This window comes from Bradyrhizobium sp. SZCCHNS3002, from assembly GCF_032377435.1.
Classification (GTDB): Bacteria; Pseudomonadota; Alphaproteobacteria; order Rhizobiales; family Xanthobacteraceae; genus Bradyrhizobium.
The window spans coordinates 68762-87741 of sequence record NZ_JAUHHY010000002.1; the positions used below are offsets into that span (position 1 = coordinate 68762).

16 protein-coding genes are annotated in these 18980 nt (G+C 65.5%); 11 read left to right on the forward strand and 5 right to left on the reverse strand.

Annotation, left to right across the window (positions count from 1 at the left end; translation table 11 throughout):
• Positions 1–84 precede the first annotated feature (84 nt).
• Positions 85–900, forward strand: coding sequence for a DUF2865 domain-containing protein (locus QW845_RS04740; RefSeq protein ID WP_315800900.1), 816 nt, complete (start codon positions 85–87; stop codon positions 898–900).
• A gap of 129 nt (positions 901–1029) precedes the next feature.
• Here the strand turns inward: QW845_RS04740 and QW845_RS04745 are convergent, their stop codons facing one another.
• The gene (locus QW845_RS04745; protein ID WP_315800497.1) at positions 1030–1461 is read right to left on the reverse strand and encodes a hypothetical protein; all 432 of its coding nucleotides are present in this window, start codon (positions 1459–1461) and stop codon (positions 1030–1032) included.
• A gap of 178 nt (positions 1462–1639) precedes the next feature.
• Between QW845_RS04745 and QW845_RS04750 the strand changes: the two genes are divergently transcribed.
• The 3 genes from QW845_RS04750 to QW845_RS04760 all read left to right on the forward strand — a co-directional run bounded on the left by QW845_RS04750 (position 1640) and on the right by QW845_RS04760 (position 5597).
• Positions 1640–1942, forward strand: coding sequence for a GIY-YIG nuclease family protein (locus QW845_RS04750; RefSeq protein WP_315800498.1), 303 nt, complete (start codon positions 1640–1642; stop codon positions 1940–1942).
• A gap of 226 nt (positions 1943–2168) precedes the next feature.
• Positions 2169–4676, forward strand: a complete 2508-nt coding sequence (locus QW845_RS04755) for a glycogen/starch/alpha-glucan phosphorylase (RefSeq protein WP_315800499.1) — start codon at positions 2169–2171, stop codon at positions 4674–4676.
• Between the two features lie 105 nt (positions 4677–4781).
• On the forward strand, positions 4782–5597 hold the full coding sequence (locus QW845_RS04760) for a thioesterase family protein (protein WP_315800500.1): 816 nt from the start codon (positions 4782–4784) through the stop codon (positions 5595–5597).
• A gap of 251 nt (positions 5598–5848) precedes the next feature.
• Here the strand turns inward: QW845_RS04760 and QW845_RS04765 are convergent, their stop codons facing one another.
• The 3 genes from QW845_RS04765 to QW845_RS04775 form a co-directional block, all read right to left on the reverse strand.
• Positions 5849–7462, reverse strand: coding sequence for a phosphoenolpyruvate carboxykinase (locus QW845_RS04765; RefSeq protein ID WP_315800501.1), 1614 nt, complete (start codon positions 7460–7462; stop codon positions 5849–5851).
• Between the two features lie 109 nt (positions 7463–7571).
• The gene (locus tag QW845_RS04770; protein ID WP_315800502.1) at positions 7572–7844 is read right to left on the reverse strand and encodes a hypothetical protein; all 273 of its coding nucleotides are present in this window, start codon (positions 7842–7844) and stop codon (positions 7572–7574) included.
• A 298-nt stretch (positions 7845–8142) separates the two neighbouring features.
• A complete protein-coding gene (locus tag QW845_RS04775) occupies positions 8143–8868 on the reverse strand; it encodes a HugZ family protein (protein WP_315800901.1) in 726 nt (241 codons plus the stop codon).
• Positions 8869–9085: 217 nt separating this feature from the next.
• Here QW845_RS04775 and QW845_RS04780 point away from each other — a divergent pair, with 217 nt between their 5' ends.
• From QW845_RS04780 to QW845_RS04800, 5 genes are all read left to right on the forward strand, one after another.
• Positions 9086–9787 (forward strand): response regulator transcription factor, encoded by a 702-nt coding sequence (locus QW845_RS04780; RefSeq protein ID WP_006611449.1) that lies wholly within the window; start codon positions 9086–9088, stop codon positions 9785–9787.
• Positions 9788–10013: 226 nt separating this feature from the next.
• Positions 10014–11819: a sensor histidine kinase gene (locus tag QW845_RS04785; protein WP_315800503.1), complete on the forward strand. Its 1806-nt coding sequence runs from the start codon at positions 10014–10016 to the stop codon at positions 11817–11819.
• Positions 11816–12277, forward strand: coding sequence for an HPr kinase/phosphatase C-terminal domain-containing protein (locus tag QW845_RS04790; protein WP_315800504.1), 462 nt, complete (start codon positions 11816–11818; stop codon positions 12275–12277). Before QW845_RS04785 ends, QW845_RS04790 begins: the two co-directional genes overlap by 4 nt.
• 195 nt (positions 12278–12472) lie before the next feature.
• Complete coding sequence (locus QW845_RS04795) at positions 12473–12874, forward strand: PTS sugar transporter subunit IIA (RefSeq protein ID WP_006611446.1); 402 nt, start codon at positions 12473–12475, stop codon at positions 12872–12874.
• Positions 12871–13200 carry an HPr family phosphocarrier protein gene (locus QW845_RS04800; protein ID WP_315800505.1) on the forward strand — a complete coding sequence of 110 codons (330 nt, stop codon included), beginning with the start codon at positions 12871–12873 and terminating at the stop codon, positions 13198–13200. The genes QW845_RS04795 and QW845_RS04800 overlap by 4 nt, the downstream gene beginning before the upstream one ends.
• 60 nt (positions 13201–13260) lie before the next feature.
• Here QW845_RS04800 and QW845_RS04805 read toward each other — a convergent pair whose 3' ends face one another.
• The gene (locus QW845_RS04805) at positions 13261–14865 is read right to left on the reverse strand and encodes a glycosyltransferase family 39 protein (protein WP_315800506.1); all 1605 of its coding nucleotides are present in this window, start codon (positions 14863–14865) and stop codon (positions 13261–13263) included.
• Between the two features lie 116 nt (positions 14866–14981).
• On the opposite strand from QW845_RS04805, the gene lepA reads away from it, so the two are divergent.
• Positions 14982–16793 carry a translation elongation factor 4 gene (gene lepA / locus QW845_RS04810; protein WP_315800507.1) on the forward strand — a complete coding sequence of 604 codons (1812 nt, stop codon included), beginning with the start codon at positions 14982–14984 and terminating at the stop codon, positions 16791–16793.
• A gap of 151 nt (positions 16794–16944) precedes the next feature.
• On the forward strand, positions 16945–18912 hold the full coding sequence (locus tag QW845_RS04815) for a methyl-accepting chemotaxis protein (protein WP_315800508.1): 1968 nt from the start codon (positions 16945–16947) through the stop codon (positions 18910–18912).
• Positions 18913–18980: the final 68 nt, after the last annotated feature.

The following is an 18980-nucleotide window of genomic DNA, read 5'->3' on the forward strand; positions in this document are numbered from 1 at the left end:
CGTTCGATCGCACATGATCGGGCGACGTGGGTTGCCGCGTCACGGCGTGGCTTTGCGGTGAAGATCCTGGCGATGGAGCGGGCGTTGCGTAGCGTGTTGTCGTTTCGGCGGAGGTCCCGCCACGTCGCTGTCGCGGCGACGGTCGGCCTCGTCGCCGCCGGCGCGCTGGCGCCGCGGATGGCGTCGGCCCAGGGCCTGTTCGACTTCCTGTTCGGCGGCTTCAACAAGCCGCAATCGCAGCGGCCAGCGCAGGGCAGCTCCTTCGATCCGTTCGGCACCAACCCGCAGGCCGCCCCACAGCCGCGCGTGGCGTCTGGATCAGGCGCGGCGTTCTGCGTGCGCACCTGTGACGGCCGCTATTTTCCGCTGACGCGCGGCCTCGCCTCGCCGGCGCAGATGTGCCAGGCGTTCTGCCCGGCGAGCCCGACCAGGATCTATTACGGCTCCAACATCGACTACGCGACCGCCAGCAATGGCGAGCGCTATGCCGACAGCGAGACCGCGTTCGCCTATCGGCAGGCGCTGCGCGCCGACTGCACCTGCAACGGCCGCGATCCGGCCGGGCTGGCGCCGGTCGACCTGTCGCTCGACACCTCGCTGCGTCCCGGCGACGTGGTCGCCACCAGCGACGGCCTCGTCGCCTATTCGGGCACGCGCGGCAGCGGCGGCCAGCCGGCCGACTTCAAGCCGGTCGCCTCCTATCCCGGGCTGACCTCGGACACGCGGGCCAAGCTGAGCGAGATGAAGGTGGCGCCGGTGCGCGCCGAGATGCTGGCGGCCGATGCGCTCGCCGCCATGCCGCCGCCCGAGGCCAATGCCGGCAATGTCAGCGTCGCGCCGCCGATGGCAATCGCGCCGAAGCCGGCCACGGGCCGCGCCAAACGCGCGGACGTGGATTGAATTTTAGTCCTCGTCATTGCGAGCGCAGCGCAGCAATCCAGAGTCTCGCACTCCACCCTGGATGCTTCCGCCTTCGCCCTGCGGGCTTCGGCGGATACGTCGCTGCGCTCGCAATGACGGAACGCTGACCTAGCGTCCCACGATCACGCCGATGACGTTCGGCGCTTCCAGGTACTTTTCCTCGATCGCCGCCCGCGCGGCGGCGCGGTTGTCCGGCGTCAGCAGGCCGCGCTTCTCGGCGAGGATCATCCAGCAGAAGCCCCACCAGTCCGACAGCATGCCTTCGTCGTCGACTAGGTCGTAGCCTTGCTCGGCGGCAAAGATGCGCGCCCGCGCCTCGTCCAGGCCATCGAGGAAGGTGTGGTCGGTGGCCGAGAACAGGTCGTCGGAAATGTCGTCGGTGGTGTAGCCCCAGACCGACATGCACACCGCGTTGAACGCGCGGTCGATCTGGTCGTCGTCGACGGCCCGCCGCCGCGCGGTCTTGTGCAGCCGCGTCAGACTGCGCGCGAAGTCGGCAATGCGGGTCAGGGCCAGAGGATCGAAGGCGATATTGGACATGGGTGTCCTCGCGGGATGCACTGATGCCGGGGGCTGGCGGATCGAATCGCTGTAGGGATAACGATCGCTTGCTAAATTGTTCTTAATTTGTTCTATTTGAAAAAGGAAGTCAATTGTCGTCGTCCCGGCCCCCGAGCCGGGACCCAGACCCACCGCAGCCGATTGTTTGGCACGCGCTATGAGCACTGAGGCCGCATGGACGGTCTACATTCTTGCCAGTGGCCACCACGGCACGCTGTACATCGGGGTGACCAACGATGTCAGGAAGCGCCTTGAATACCACCGTGCCGGGCGAGGGTCCAAGTTCGTCAGCAGGTACAAGGTTTTTCGGCTTGTCTATGTCGAACGTTTCGCGCGCCCGCTAGAGGCGATCGCCCGCGAGAAGCAGCTCAAGAATTGGCATCGCGACTGGAAGGTCGAGCTGATTGAGACGGACAACCCTGATTGGAGTGACTTGTCGGGCCTGATCGTAGGCCGGTGAGTCTGGATCCCGGCTTTCGCCGGGATGACGACGGTCGAGAGACCTCGATCCATCTCTCCCACGCACCCGCAGCAACAGCCTTCCGCGTTCCCTGCCCGGAACCCGGCCTGAACTTTGCATCATTTTCCATCACCTTGCTGTGCGGACCAGCCTTTCCCCGGGTTTCGGACCGCGCGCAACCATCGTATGCTTTTACCGGTTCCTCGTAGCATCACAGGTTTCCAAGGTGACAGATCAGCCGTCCCAGCGCAGCTTCGTAAGCACCGGCCAGCCCGTCGACGAATTGGCGGTCGCTGAGATCAAGAGCGACATCCTGGCCAAGCTTCGCCTCGCCATCGGCAAGGAGGCGAGCCAGGCGACGCAACAGGACTGGTATCACGCCGCGGCGCTGACCTTGCGCGACCGCATCGTGCATCGCTGGCTGACCGCGGACAAGGAGAGCTACGATGCCGGGCGCAAGCGGGTCTATTATCTCAGCCTCGAATTCCTGATCGGCCGTCTGTTCACCGACGCGCTCAACAACATGGGCCTGATGAAGGTGTTCGAGACCGCGCTCGGCGATCTCGGCGTCGGCCTGATGGACCTGCGCAAATGCGAGCCGGATGCCGCGCTCGGCAATGGCGGCCTGGGACGACTGGCGGCCTGCTTCATGGAAAGCATGTCGACGTTGCAGATCCCGGCGATCGGCTACGGCATCCGCTATGATTTCGGCCTGTTCCGCCAGGTCATCGTCGACGGCTGGCAGCACGAATATCCCGACGTCTGGCTGTCGTTCGGCAATCCCTGGGAGTTCCAGCGCCCCGAGGTGGTCTATCACGTCCATTTCGGCGGCGGCGTCGAGCATGTCGACGACAAGGGCCGCGACCGCGCGATCTGGCATCCCGGCGAAACCGTGCAGGCGGTCGCCTATGACACGCCGATCGTCGGCTGGCGCGGCCAGCATGTGAATGCGCTCAGGCTGTGGTCGGCGCGCTCGCCCGACCCGCTGAAGCTCGACGTGTTCAACTCCGGCGACTATCTCGGCGCCTCCGCCGAAGAGGCGCGCGCCGAGGCGATCTGCAAGTTCCTGTATCCGAACGACGAGAGCCCGGCGGGACGCGAGCTGCGGCTGCGCCAGGAATATTTCTTCGTCTCGGCCTCGCTGCAGGATCTCGTCAAGCGCCATCTCGGCTCCGACGGCCAGTTGCGCAGCCTGGCGCAGAAGGCCGCGGTGCAGCTCAACGACACGCATCCTTCGCTCGCGGTCGCCGAGCTGATGCGGATCCTGGTCGACCTGCACAATTTCCGCTGGGACGAGGCGTGGAAGATCACCATCGCGACCTTGTCCTACACCAACCACACGCTGCTGCCGGAGGCGCTCGAGACCTGGCCGGTCGAGCTGTTCGAGCGCCTCTTGCCGCGCCATCTCGAGATCATCTACCGCATCAATGCGCAGCATCTCGCGCTCGCCGAGCAGCGCGCGCCGGGTGATATCGACTACCGCGCCTCGGTGTCCCTGATCGACGAGAAGAGCGGCCGCCGCGTGCGCATGGGCCAGCTCGCCTTCGTCGGCTCGCACCGCATCAACGGCGTCTCGGCGATGCATTCCGACCTGATGAAGGAGACCGTGTTCCACGATCTCAACCATCTCTATCCCGGCCGCATCACCAACAAGACCAACGGCATCACCTTCCGCCGCTGGCTGACCCTGGCCAATCCCAAGCTGACGAACCTGTTGTGCGAGGCCTGCGGCGACGCCGTCGTCGACGATCCGACCTTGCTCTCGAGCCTCGAGAGCTACGTCGCCGACGCCGGCTTCCACCAGAAGTTCCGCAGCGTGAAGCACCACAACAAGGTGCTGCTGGCGCGCCTGATCGGCGAGCGCATGAACGTGCGCCTCGATCCGGGCGCGCTGTTCGACGTGCAGATCAAGCGCATTCACGAATACAAGCGCCAGCTCCTGAACATCCTGGAAGCGGTCGCCCTGTACCAGGACATGAAAGATGATCCGCAGCGCGACTGGGTTCCGCGGGTGAAGATCTTCGCCGGCAAGGCGGCGGCGAGCTACCGCTACGCCAAGCTGATCATCAAGCTGATCAACGACGTCGCCGAGGTCGTCAACAACGATCCCGCGATCGGCGGCAAGCTGAAGGTCGTGTTCATGGCGGACTACAATGTCAGCCTGGCCGAAGCGATCATTCCCGCGGCGGATCTCTCCGAGCAGATCTCGACCGCCGGCATGGAGGCCTCCGGCACCGGCAACATGAAGCTGGCGCTGAACGGCGCGCTTACCATCGGCACGCTGGACGGCGCCAACATCGAGATCCGCGACAATGTCGGCGCCGACAACATCGCGATCTTCGGCATGGAGGCCGACGAGGTCATGCTCCGCCGCAAGCAGGGGCTGGACGCGACCGACGTGATCCACCGGTCACCGCGGCTGGCGCGCGCGATCGATGCGATCGCGACCGGCGCGTTCTCGCCGGACGAGCCCGGCCGGTTCGAGCCCATCGCACATGCGCTGCGCCATCTCGACCACTACATGGTCTCGGCCGATTTCGATTCCTACTACGAGGCCCAGCGCGGCATCGATGCACGCTGGCAGACCGTGCCGGCCTGGACCCGCGCCTCGATCCTCAACGTCGCGCGCATGGCGTGGTTCTCCTCCGACCGCACCATCCGCGAATATGCCGACGACATCTGGAACGTGCCGGTCGGCCCGGTGATGGCACCGGTGCACGCGCAGCGGGCGTGACGGGCCCTTCCCCTCGCCTTCAGCAATGACCCATGACGTCATTGCAGAGGCGTTCCATTGCGTTTCACCTGACGGCCATCATACGATGACCGTCAGGAGGAATGCATGACCGAACCGCCAGTTCACCTGTTCGACGAGGCCACCCGCGTCACCGCCGGCGACAGCCGCTGGCAGGGAAGGACCAGCCCGGACTACTGGGCTTTCGTCGGCCCGTTCGGCGGCGTCACGGCGGCGACCGTGCTGCGCGCCTTGATCCAGCATCCGCAAATCGCCGGCGATCCGCTGGCGCTGACGGTCAACTACTGCGCGCCGATCGCGGAAGGGCCGTTCGATCTCGACGTCCGGCTGGTGAAGGCCAACCGCTCCTCGCAGCATTGGTGCGTCGAGCTGAGCCAGGGCGATGCCGACGCGGCCACACTGGCGACCGCTGTCTTCGCCGAGCGCCGGCCATCGTGGTCGCACCAGCCGGCCGTCAAGCCCGACGCGCCGCCGTTCGATCAGGTCAGGCGCTATCCTGATGCGGGAATGTCCTGGACCAAGCAGTACGACTTCCGCTTCGTGGAGGGACGGCCGGAGTTCGGCAGTCGTTCAGACGAACCGCGCAGCGCCTATTCGCGGCTGTGGATCTCCGACCGCAAGCCGCGCAAGCTGGATTGCCTGTCGCTGCTGTCGATGTCGGATGCCTTCTTCGGCCGCGCGTTCCATGTCCGTGGCGAGTTGATTCCGTTCGGCACGGTGTCGCTGACCACCTACTTCCACGTCAGCCGCGAGGAACTGGCCGCCGAGGACATCACGCATGTGCTCGCGACCGCAGACGCCAAGGTGTTCAACCGCAGCTACCAGGACCAGCATGGCGAGCTGTGGTCGCCGTCCGGCCGGCTGCTCGCGACGACGACGCAGATCGCGTATTTCAAGGCGTGAGCCTGGACGCCGGCAAAATGAACGGTGTCGTCCGGCCTTGAGCCGGGACCCATAACCACCGTCGGCAATTTGGCGAAGGCTGGAGCGGCCAGCATGCCGCATCACACCGCCCTGTGGTTATGGGTCCCGGCGTTCGCCGGGACGACAGCGGTGGATGGGGCTTGAGTTCGCCCCTCTCGTGCATCAGCAGAGGGAGCGGGAAAATAGTAAGAGCCAGCCGCAATGCGGCTGGCCCATTTGCGTTTGCAGCCCTACTCCGCAGCCAGCTTCAGATCCGGCGCCGCAGCGCGGACGTCGGCGTCAACCTGGGCTTCGAACTTGGCAAAATTCTTCTGGAACATGCCGACCAGCGCGCGCGCGGTCTTGTCGAACTCGGCCTTGTCCTTCCAGGTGTTGACCGGGTCGAGAATCTCGCTCGGCACGCCCGGCAGCGCGGTCGGCACCGCGAAGCCGAAATATTTGTCGGTGCGGAACTCGACGTTGCGCAAGGAGCCGTCGAGTGCCGCCGTCAGCAGCGCACGCGTCACCTTGATGGGCATGCGCGAGCCCGTGCCGTACTTGCCGCCGGTCCAGCCGGTGTTGACCAGCCAGCAGTCGACATTGTGCTCGGCGATCAGCTGCCGCAGCATGTTGCCGTAGACCGACGGATCGAGCGGCAGGAACGGCGAGCCGAAGCAGGTCGAGAACTCCGGCTGCGGCTCGTTGCCGAGGCCGCGCTCGGTGCCGGCGACCTTGGCGGTGTAGCCGGACAGGAAGTGGTACATCGCCTGCGCCGGCGACAGCTTTGCGATCGGCGGCAGCACGCCGAAGGCGTCGGCGGCGAGCATCACGACGTTCTTCGGATGCGGCGCGCGGCCCGTGCGCGAAGCGTTCGGAATGAAGTCGAGCGGATAGGCGGAGCGGGTGTTCTCGGTCTTGGAGCCGTCGTCGAAATCGGGGACGCGGTTGTCCTCGTCGAGCACCACGTTCTCGAGCACGGCGCCGAAACGGGTCGACGCCGCGAAGATCTGCGGCTCGGCTTCCTTCGACAGCTTGATGCACTTGGCGTAGCAGCCGCCCTCGAAGTTGAACACGCCGGACGGGCCCCAGCCGTGCTCGTCGTCGCCGATCAGGGTGCGGTTCGGATCGGCCGACAGCGTGGTCTTGCCGGTGCCGGACAGGCCGAAGAAGATCGCGGTGTCGCCCTTCGGCCCAACATTGGCCGAGCAGTGCATCGGCATCACGCCGCGCGCGGGCAGATAGTAGTTGAGCGTCGTGAACACGCTCTTCTTCATCTCGCCGGCATAATAAGACCCGCCGATCAGGACGATCTTGCGGGCGAAATCGATCGCGACGACGTTCTGCGAGCGCACGCCGTGACGTTTCGGGTCGGCGCGGAAGCTCGGCATGTCGATGATCGTGAGCTCCGGCACGAAGGTGTCGAGCTCGATCTTTTCGGGACGGATCAGAAGCGTGCGGATGAAAAGCGAGTGCCAGGCGAGCTCGGTGAAAACGCGCGTCTTGATGCGGAAGGTGGGGTCGGCGCCGCCATAGAGATCCTGCGCGAACAGGGTCTTGCCTTCGGCGTGCTTGATGAAATCCTGATGCAGCGCCTCGAACTGCTCGGGCGTGATCGCCTGGTTGCCCGCCCACCACATTTTTTCGGTGGAGGCGTCTCGCACCGTGAACTTGTCCTTCGGGCTGCGACCGGTGAACTCGCCAGTATCCGCGCAAAGCGCCCCGTCGGCCGACAGCACCGCCTCGCCCGCCGCCAGCGAATACTGATAGAGCTGGGGAGCGCCGAGATTCCAGTGCACCTGCTTGAGGTTCTTTAAGCCGAACTTGTCGGCACCGAAGGCGCCGTTGCGAATACCCGTCTCTTGCACGAAGATCCCTCCTGAGAGCCCGCGTCTGTTGCGCGCAGTCGCGCGCGTTGCGCGGTGACCGTTGCCGTTACATCGCCTTATCGAAGCGCGGTCGCCGACCTAATACTGATCAACGCTGGTCTTGCCAAGACGATCCGGCCCAATTGGTTATTGGCAATTCGTGATGCACGTAGCTCATCTTTTGCCGCGCCATGCACATTCCAGCAGCAGCCACCTGCGCCGCGCTCAGATGCTGCAACGCAACAGATATATCAGCGCGGTTGGGTTTCACGAGGAACGACGAACGACGCTCGAATCGACGGATTCGCGCAGGCAAACGAAGACCAAGCGACGACCGGGCATCCGGCAGCGGCTGTCGCAGCGCCTCGCGGAAACCGATCAAGGGAGGCCGCCCGAGCCGACGGAATGTGCCGGTGATCGGCCGTGTCGTCGCCACACCCGATCAGCCAGCTTCCCTTCACGATGGCCTCGCGCCTGCGGGATCACATCGTCCGATTCTCCCGGCCGCGACGTCAACGAGCTCACTCGCGCCCACGCCACGAAGTTTGCGCGACGCTCACCCTCTGCAGGACATGGAGCGCGCACATCGAGATTCACCACAAGCTGCCTTCATGCGTGAACTTCGCCGTCTTCCGTCACGGGAGATGAGCACAGTCATCAAAGTGGGCTCGAACTACACCTCACTTCGCGCGGGCCTCGTCAGCAAGCCGCACCAGCATCTTGCGCAACGCCCCGGGCGTGGTCACGCGCTCGGGAAACTCGAGCCGCAGCGTCCTGCCGTCGGCCATCAGATCCAATCCCTCCGGGTCACAGCCGCTACACCGCCACTCCGCTGCTTCGGCGCCGAGCAGCTTCGTCGCGTAGAGGGCGAGCGCCTCGCGGTGATCTTCGTTCATGTGATCGACGGCGCCCTGCTCTGCCAGAATCAGTTCGTCAGCAACGGATATATCCGTGAGAAACTGCTCCGGCTTGAGATCGACGATGCGGCCGAATCCGGCGACGAGATGCGCGCCTGACGGACGAATCACGAAGAACGAGAAGTCGGCGAATTCAGCATAGTCCGCAGCGGACGGATGCGCATTGAGATACCGACGGCGCAGCACCTCGCGATTGTCGTCGGTGGCCTGCTCGGCCTTGCCCGACAGCATGATGCGAGATCCCTCGAGCGGATCGCCCGGCGCGCGTTCATCGAGCATCAGCGACACGCGCGAATCGGCAAGTAGATTTCTGGTGTGCACAGCTAATCGCGAAATCAGGATGATCGGAGCACCATCGGACGCGGTGGCGACGTTGACGAGGGAGCAGTAGGGATCGCCAGAACCAACCATCAAGGTCGCAAGGGCGCCCTGCCGGCTTCGGCGCAGCAGGGAATGCGTGACGCGGTTAGGGTTAAAGCTCGCAGACATCGTCTTTCCCTCGTCCATCCAGTTGCAATGAAGGCCTTTTTTCGGCTAAACGGGCCACAAACCTGGGCACGGCACAAGACTTTGCCATGGTATTTGTGGAACTCGGTCACACTTCAGCCCAGCTTGCATTGCTCGTTGACCATGTTCGAAGCCCAAATACGCGGCCCTTATCTTGATTCTCGAAGTCTCGGCGTAACCAGACTCTGAAAGCAGGCTCATGCCCACAATCGCCTTGGTCGATGACGACCGCAACATTCTGACATCCGTCTCCATCGCGCTCGAGGCCGAGGGTTATCGGATCATGACCTATACCGATGGTGCGTCGGCGCTCGACGGTTTTCGGACCAGCCAGCCTGATCTCGCCATCCTCGACATCAAGATGCCGCGCATGGACGGCATGGAGACCCTGCGGCGGCTGCGCCAGAAGTCCGACCTGCCGGTGATCTTCCTCACCTCCAAGGACGAGGAGATCGACGAGCTGTTCGGCCTGAAGATGGGCGCGGACGACTTCATCCGCAAACCGTTCTCGCAGCGCCTGCTGGTGGAGCGCGTCAAGGCCGTGCTGCGCCGCTCGCAGCCCAAGGATCCGACGGCGCTGCCGAAGGAGAACGACGCCAAGGCGCTCGATCGCGGCCTGCTGCGCATGGATCCGGAGCGCCACACCTGCACCTGGAAGAACGAGCCGGTCACGCTGACCGTCACCGAGTTCCTGATCCTGCAGGCGCTGGCGCAGCGTCCGGGCGTGGTCAAGAGCCGCAATGCGCTGATGGACGCGGCCTATGACGACCAGGTCTATGTCGACGACCGCACCATCGACAGCCACATCAAGCGGCTGCGCAAGAAGTTCAAGATGGTCGACGAGGAGTTCGAGATGATCGAGACCCTCTACGGCGTCGGCTATCGCTTCAAGGAAACCTGAGGCCAAGGCCTGAAGCAGGGACCTGAAGCATTGCCTTGCGCGACGTCATGCGAAATTGCGCGCTGACGTCGCGGTCTCGATTGGATAGGCTACGCCTCCTGCGCGTTTATCCGGGCGCAGATGCCGGAACGGGGCCATTGTTGCGGCGAATTCGGGTGCGGCAAGTCGAGTTCTCACGGGAATTCGCCGCACAACCCCTACGAAATTCGGAATCGGAGCACTCACATTGCTCGATCGCACGCAGCTTGACCCAGCAGTGAATGGCCACGACGCCGCGGCGACGATCGCGTCCGACGCGGCGGAGGAGACCCCGAGGGTCTCCGGCTGGCAGCGTCCGCTGAGCTGGCTGCGCCGCGCCGGACAGTTCCTGTTCGCGCTGTCGTTCTCGAGCCTCACCCGCCGCATCGTCTCGCTGAACATCGCCGGCTTGCTCGCACTGGTTGCAAGCATTCTGTATCTGTCGCAGTTCCGCGCCGGCCTGATCGACGCGCGCGCGCAGAGTCTGCTGGTGCAGGCCGAGATCATCGCCGGCGCCATCGCCGCCTCGGCAACCGTGCAGACCAACACCATCACCATCGACCCCGAGCGCCTGCTCGATCTCAAGCCGGGCGAGAGCTACGGCGCGCCGGACGAATATTCGCCGCTCGATTTCCCGATCAATCCGGAACGCGTCGCGCCGGTGCTGCGCACGCTGATCTCGCCGACCAAGACGCGCGCGCGCATCTACGATCCGAATGGCGGGCTGCTGCTCGACAGCCGCAATCTGGAGAACGTGCTGCGGTTCGACCTGCCGCCGCCGTCGAGCGAGAAGCCCGGCTTCGTCGAGCGCGCGCTGATCTCGGTGCGCACCTGGCTCAATCGCGGCGACCTGCCGCTGTACCGCGAATACGGCCCCGAGAACGGCAACGGCTACGAGGAAGTCGCCGACGCGCTGAAGGGCCAGAAGCGCAGCATGGTCAGGGTCAACTCGCGCGGTGAAGTGATCGTCTCGGTCGCGGTGTCGGTGCAGCGCTCGCGCACCATCCACGGCGCCCTGATGCTGTCGACGCAGGGCGACGACATCGACCAGATGGTCACCGCCGAGCGGCTTGCCATTCTGAAGGTCGGCGGCGTTGCCTCCGCGGTGATGATCGTGCTGTCGCTCTTGCTCGCCAGCACCATCGCAGGTCCGGTGCGCCGGCTCGCCGACAGCGCCGAGCGGGTCCGCCGCCGCATCAAGACCCGCGTCGAGATCCCCGACTTCACCCGCCGCCGCGACGAGATCGGCCATCTCTCCGGCGCGCTGCGCGACATGACGGACGCGCTCTACAACCGCATCGAGGCGATCGAGATGTTCGCCGCCGACGTCGCCCACGAGCTCAAGAACCCGCTGACCTCGCTGCGCTCGGCGGTCGAGACCCTGCCGCTGGCGCGCAACGACAACAGCCGCGCCCGCCTGCTGGCCGTGATCGAGCATGACGTGAAGCGGCTCGACCGGCTGATCTCCGACATTTCCGACGCCAGCCGGCTCGATGCCGAGCTGCAACGCCAGGACATGACCCTGGTCGATCTGCGCCGCCTGCTGAACACGCTGACCTCGGTCGCCAACGAGACCAAGCTCGGCACCGACGTCACCGTCGAGGTCCGCTTCGAGGGCCGCGGCGCCAACGACACCTTCTCGGTGCCCGGTCATGATTCGCGGCTCGGCCAGGTGATCTCCAACCTTCTGTCGAATGCGCAATCGTTCTCCGCCGCCGGCGGCAAGGTGCGCATCACCTGCCGGCGCGTGCGCTCGGAGATCGAGATCACCGTCGATGATGACGGTCCCGGCATTCGCGAGGACGCCCTGCAGCGCATCTTCGAGCGGTTCTATACGGACCGGCCGCACCAGGGCTTCGGCCAGAATTCCGGCCTGGGCTTGTCGATCTCCAAGCAGATCATCGACGCTCATGGCGGGCGGATCTGGGCCGAGAACCGGCCCGGCCCTGTCGACGCCGACGGACATCCGACCTCGGCCGGGGCTCGCTTCATCGTCCGGCTGCCGGCGTCGTGACGAACGAAACGGCGAGCATCCATGCATCTGCCGTCCAGGTGGGGGAGCAGGCCGTCCTGATCCGGGGTCCCTCCGGTTCCGGCAAATCCCGACTCGCCTTCGATCTGATCCTCGCCGGACGCGCGGGGCAGCTGCCGCCAACGGTTCTGGTGGGCGACGACCGTGTTCATCTCGCCACACGCAGCGGGGAAATGTGGGTGAGCCCCGCGCCCGCCCTGGCCGGGCTGATCGAGATCCGCGGCCTTGGAATCCGCGCCTGCGACCATGTGTCGGAGGCGAAACTTGGGCTTGTGGTTGACCTGATGGCCGAGGACGCTGCCCGCCTGCCGAACGCCGAATCGCTTCGGATTCACCTCAACGGTATCGAATTGCCACGGATACCCGTGGGGCCGGGTTTTTCACCCTTCCCGATGGTTGTGGCGGCACTTATTACCACCCAGACTTTCATGTTCCGGTAATCTTTCGGCCGATTGTGTGGAGCAAATTGGTAACCATATCAGCCCCACTATCGCGACCGATTAGACCGCCGCCAGCTCCCATTCTGTATGCCAGAATCCGGGAGACTCGCGAATATGCCCCCTTGCGCGAGGGCTCCGGATGGTCAAAGTGGCGCGTTCGTGCGGTGCACCCAAGGCGCCCGCGAGGAGTATCCGATGATTGGCCTGGTACTGGTGACCCATGGGCGCCTCGCCGACGAGTTCAGGGCGGCGCTGGAACACGTCATGGGTCCTCAAAAACAAATCGAAGCGGTCACGATTGGCGCCGACGATGATTCCGATCTCTGTCGCAGCGACATCATCGAAGCCGTGAACCGCGTCGACACCGGCGACGGTGTCGCCATTCTCACCGACATGTTCGGCGGCACGCCGTCGAACCTCGCCATCTCCTGCATGAGCCGGCCCAAGGTCGAGGTGCTCGCCGGCATCAACCTGCCCATGCTGGTGAAGCTCGCCAAGGTGCGCGAGGAACGCTCGCTGCCCGACGCCATCGCCATGGCGCAGGAGGCGGGCCGCAAATACGTCACCATCGCCAGCCGCGTGCTCGCCGGCAAATGAGCGACGAGGATGCTCCGCAGGACAACGTCGCCGGCCCGGCCGTCCCTGCCGGAGCCCTCTCGCGAGAGCTGCTGATCACCAACAAGCGCGGCCTGCATGCGCGGGCCTCGGCGAAATTCGTGCAGATGGTCGAGAAGTTCCAGGCCGAGGTCTGGGTGACGCGCGGCGGCGAGACCGTCGGCGGGCGCTCGATCATGGGCCTGATGATGCTGGCGGCGGCGCCGGGAACCAAGATCCTGGTCTCCGCCACCGGCCCCGAGGCCGACGCCGCGCTGCAGGCGATCACCGACCTGGTGAACGACAAGTTCCACGAAGAAGGCGTGTGACCACCTAGGATCGTCATTCCGGGGCGCGCGAAGCACGAACCCGGAATGACGTGCTCTGGGTTACCTGCCCGGTCCCTGAATATACACCTTCCAAACGATTGCAGGGCCCGCCTGGCCGTGGAAGAAGCGCTGGGTGGTCATCACCAGCGGCTCGGCCTTCGGGGCCTCCTTGGCCATCCAGGCCTCGCAGGCCGCGATCCGGTTGTCGGTGGTGTCGCAGATGCCGATGAACCCCTCGCGCTCGAGGTCTTCCAGCGTGCTCAGGCCGGAACTCCAGGTTTCCTCTGCCGTGTAGGGCACGGTGAACGGCCGCGGGTGGTCCGGGCTGTAGAAGGTCATCGGCGTGTTCATCTCGGAAAAGCCGGCCACCAGCGGCCACGGCGAGCCGAATCGGGCGTGCCAGGCTTTGGTCAATTCCCGCGCCAGCTCCGAACGGGCGCCGTAGCCGGTGGCGCCGTTCGGATTGGCGGCCATCTCGCGCCGGGCAATCCAGGGCGAGACGATCAGCGTGAGCAGCGACAGCACCAGCCAGACGGCGGCGAGCCGCGGCAGCATGACCGACCGCAGCCTCAGCGCAGGGATCGCGATCAGCGCCAGCGGCACCAGGAAGAACAGCGAGATGCCCCAATCGGTCTTCATGTAGATCGTGAAGGCGAGGCCGCCGAGCGGCGGCCCGACGGCAACGATCGCCTGCACCAGCCAGACATTGATCGCCTGGCTCACATTCACGCCGGGATTGGGACCGCCGCGCCAGTTGCGGAAGGCGAAGCGCGGCGGCCAGGCCATCACCAGCGCCGCCAGCGCCAACGGCAAAGCCAGCAGCGCCAGATTGTGGCCGACATAGCCGAGCACGAGCTCGGCGGCCCGGCCGCGGTCCGACAGCGTATAGACATCCCCGGCATAGGTGATGGCGACGAAATCGACCCGCCACAGCCACACCAGATGTGGGATCATTGCCACCAGCATGGCGACGATCGCGACCCACGGCGCGGGCGACGCCAGGAAGCGCAGCCGTTCCGGGTGCAGCAGCGCGGCAAGGCCGATGGCGCCGATCATGGTCAGCACCCAATATTTGGTCATCAGCGCGGCCGCGCCGGCGAGGCCGAGCCACAGGCCGGAGGCGGCGCTGCGCTTTTCGAACGCGTTGAGATAGGCCAACACCAGCAGCGGCAGGGTCAGCAGCTGCACCAGGTCGGCGTTGTACTTGAAGCCCTTGAAATTGAAGATCGGGTACAGCGCGACCATCACCATGACGAAGAAGGCGCGGCGGCGGTCGACCACCTTGAGGCTGGCGAGCCAGACGATGACGAGGCCGCTGCCGTTCACGGCCATCGCCAGCGCATAGGTCGCCCAGTCCTTGACCGGAAACACCGAGAACCACAGCCCGGCGATCCAGCCCGACAGTGGCGGATGCTTGCCGTAACCGAACAGGAAGCGGCTGCCCCAGGCATAGGCCTCGGCAACGTCCATGTGGACGTCCTGCGCCGCCTTCAGATTGGTCAGGATCGCGGTCCACAGCACGGCATGGACGACCACGAAGGCGATGACCACCCAGGCCGACGTTGCAGGCGCCGTGGCGCGCGCCACCAGCCAGGCGGAGATTCGCCGCGGTCCGAGACGGCCGCGCATGCGCGCCGCGAGAGGCGGAAGAGAGGTACTCGACATCCGCCCTCGGTAGCCTGTTTTCGGGCCACGGGGAATCAGCTTGGCGTGAAGAAAGGCCCTGGAAATTCAGCAATATGGTTGCTGGTTGGGGGCTCGGGATGCTATCTGCGCGACCCATGACGACCGTCCCCATTCCCAACTTCCGCAACTTCTCCATCGTCGCCCATATCGACCATGGAAAGTCCACGCTCGCCGACCGCCTGATCCAGATGACGGGCGGCCTGTCGGACCGCGAGATGGCGGGCAAGGAACAGGTGCTCGATTCGATGGATATCGAGCGCGAGCGCGGCATCACCATCAAGGCGCAGACCGTGCGCCTGCAGTACCGCGCCAAGGACGGCAAGGACTACATCTTCAACCTGATGGACACGCCCGGCCACGTCGACTTCGCCTACGAGGTGTCGCGGTCGCTCGCCGCCTGCGAAGGCTCGCTGCTGGTGGTCGACGCCAGCCAGGGCGTCGAGGCGCAGACGCTCGCCAATGTCTACCAGGCGCTCGACAACAACCACGAGATCGTTCCGGTCCTCAACAAGATCGACCTGCCGGCCGCCGAGCCCGAGAAGATCAAGCAGCAGATCGAGGATGTCATCGGCATCGACGCGTCCGACGCGGTGATGATCTCGGCCAAGACCGGCCTCGGGATTCCCGACGTGCTGGAGGCGATCGTCACCCGGCTGCCGCCGCCGAAGGGCGACCGCGATGCGACCCTGAAGGCGCTCTTGGTCGACAGCTGGTACGACGTCTATCTCGGCGTCGTCGTTCTCGTGCGCATCGTCGACGGCGTCATGAAGAAGGGCCAGCGCGTCCGGATGATAGGCACCGGGGCCGCCTATGACGTCGAGCGCGTCGGCTTCTTCACGCCAAAGATGCAGCAGGTCGACGAGCTTGGGCCCGGCGAGATTGGCTTCATCACCGCCGCGATCAAGGAGGTGGCCGACACCCGTGTCGGCGACACCATCACCGACGACCGCAAGCCGGTCTCGGAGATGCTGCCGGGCTTCAAGCCGGCCATCCCGGTCGTATTCTGCGGCCTGTTCCCGGTCGACGCCGACGATTTCGAGACGCTTCGCGCAGCGATGGGCAAGCTCCGGCTCAACGACGCCAGCTTCTCGTTCGAGATGGAGACATCCGCCGCGCTCGGCTTCGGCTTCCGCTGCGGCTTCCTTGGCCTGTTGCACCTCGAGATCATCCAGGAGCGGCTGTCGCGCGAGTTCGATCTCAACCTGATCGCGACCGCGCCCTCCGTCATCTACAAGATGAAGCTGACCGACGGCGAGGAGATCGAGATCCACAACCCCGTGGACATGCCCGACGTGGTCAAGATCGCCGAGATCCAGGAGCCCTGGATCGAGGCCACGATCCTGACACCGGACGAATATCTCGGCAGCGTGCTGAAGCTGTGCCAGGACCGCCGCGGCAATCAGAAGGAGCTCACCTACGTGGGCGCCCGTGCGATGGTCAAATACGACCTGCCGCTGAACGAGGTCGTGTTCGATTTCTACGACCGGCTGAAATCGGTCTCCAAGGGCTACGCCTCGTTCGACTATCATTTGACCGACTACAAGCCGGCCGACCTCGTCAAGATGCAGATCCTCGTCAACAACGAGCCGGTCGATGCGCTGTCGATGCTGGTGCACCGGACCCGCGCCGAAGGGCGCGGCCGCGCCATGGTCGAGAAGATGAAGGACCTGATCCCGCCGCACATGTTCCAGATCCCGATCCAGGCGGCGATCGGCGGCAAGGTGATCGCGCGCGAGACCGTGCGCGCGCTGCGCAAGGACGTCACCGCCAAGTGCTACGGCGGCGACATCACGCGCAAAAGGAAGCTTCTGGAGAAGCAGAAGGAAGGCAAGAAGAAGATGCGGCAGTTCGGCAAGGTCGACATCCCGCAGGAAGCCTTCATCGCCGCGCTCAAGGTCGATAGCTGAGGCGCGGGTCCGCCCCCTGTCCTGGTTTCATCAGCACCATAGGCTGAAGAAAAACCGGATTCCAAAGCGGAACCAGCGCTCCCGTGCAACTACGGTATCTGTTCCTTAATGGTATTCTGGGACCCTTGCTGCAAAGCAAGGAATGCCCCGAATGTCCCGTCTCCGGTCGATCTCCGCCCGCCTGATCATCGCGCTCTCGCTCACCGTCGCCATCGCCTGTGCCGTGCTCGGCACCTTCTCCGTCATCCAGCAGCGCGCCCTGACCCGACTGGCGCTGGAGCAGCAGTTGAAGCTGCAGTTCGACAGCGTGTCGGCAGGCATCGACTATGAAGGCCGCGCCGCGCTGGCGGTGAGCTCGACCCTGGCGGCGCTGCCGCCGATCGCCGATGCCTATCTCAAGGGTGACCGCGACGCGCTCGGCGCCCTGCTCGGCGGCGCCATGACGTCGCTGAAGGCGCAAGGCATTCCGCTGGTGAACGTATGGGCGCCGCCGGCCACCAATTTCTATCGCGTGCATGAGCCGAAGGTGTTCGGCGACGACACCTCGAAGCGCCGCATCACGGTGGTGCAGGCCAACCAGACCGGCCGCCTGATCGCCGGCGTCGAGCAGAGCCGGCTGTCGCTCGGCATCTTCGGCATGACCCCGATCGTGCGCGACGGCAAGGTGATCGCGACCGTCGACGTCGGCGCCGCCTTCGGCAAGGAATTCGTCGAGCGCGCCAAGCAGCGCTTCGGCATCGATCTCGCCGTCTACTGGATCAACGACGGCCAGCCGAAGCGGCTGTCCTCGACGTTCGGCGACGAGACCGTCGCCACCCCGGACGAGGTGCTCGCAGTGTTCAAGGGCACGGCGCTGCTGCGCGATGCCACCCTGGCCGGAAAGCCCGCCGCGGTCTATGCCGGCCAGATCAGGAACTACGCCGGCGACCCGATCGCCGTGCTCGAGCTGATCAAGGACACCACGGCTTACGAGGCCGCCGCCGCCAGCGCGCAGCAGCAGCTGATCATCGGCACGGTCGTGATCCTGCTGCTCGCCGTCATCGTTGCGCTGTTCGTCGCCCGCGGCATCTCGCGCCCGCTGGTCGCCATCACTGCCGTCATGCACCGGCTGTCGAGCGGCGACACCGAGGTCGCAATCCCCGGCGGCCAGCGCAAGGATGAGCTCGGCACGATGGCGCAGGCGGTCGACGTGTTCCGCCGCAACATGATCGAGACGGCCAGCCTGCGCGAGTCGCAGGAGGCGACGCAACACCGCGCCGAGCAGGAGAAGCAGGCGCTACAGCGACAGATGGCCGACCGGTTCGAGGCCGACGTCAAGGGCGTCGTGTCCTCGGTCGCCAAGGCGACGGCGGACATGGAGCGCGTCGTCCACGAGATCACGGTCAGCGTCAACGGCACCTCGCAGCGCACGGCGGCCGCGGCGGCGGCGTCCGAGGAAGCTTCCAGCGGCGTATCGACCGTCGCCGCGGCCTCGGAGGAGCTCGCCTCCTCGGTGACCGAGATCGGCCGCCAGGTCGCGCATTCCAGCAAGGTCGCCGACGGCGCCGTGATCAAGGCGCGGCAGACCACCGAGATGGTCGAGAGCCTCGCGGCCGCCGCCGAGCGGATCGGCGACGTGCTGCGCCTGATCGACGCGATCGCGAGCCAGACCAACCTGCTCGCGCTCAACGCCACCATCGAGGCGGCGCGCGCCGGCGAGGCGGGCCGCGGCTTTGCGGTCGTCGCCGCCGAGGTCAAGGAGCTGGCGGGTCAGACCGCCAAGGCGACGGAAGAGATCGCCGGCCAGGTCACCTCGATCCAGGCCGCGACGTCCGACTGCGTCAGCGCCATCGGCGGCATCAGCGGCACGATCCAGGAGATCAGCGGCATTGCCGCGACCATCGCCGCCGCCGTCGAGCAGCAGGGCTCGGCGACGCGCGAGATCGCGCGCAGCGTCCAGCAGGCGGCGTCCGGCACCAACGAGGTGTCGCAGAACGTCGTCGGCGCCAGCGACGCGGCCGAGCAGTCGCGCCAGCTCGCCGATCACGTCATGGTCGCGACGCGCGACCTCGGCAAGCATGCGAACGACCTGTTCAAGAGCGTCGACACCTTCCTCGCCGGCTTGCGCAAGGCGGCGTAGTGATAGTTGCCGACGCTGCGCCCCCGAAAACCGGTGTCGTCCCGGCCCCTTGAGCCGGGATCCATAGC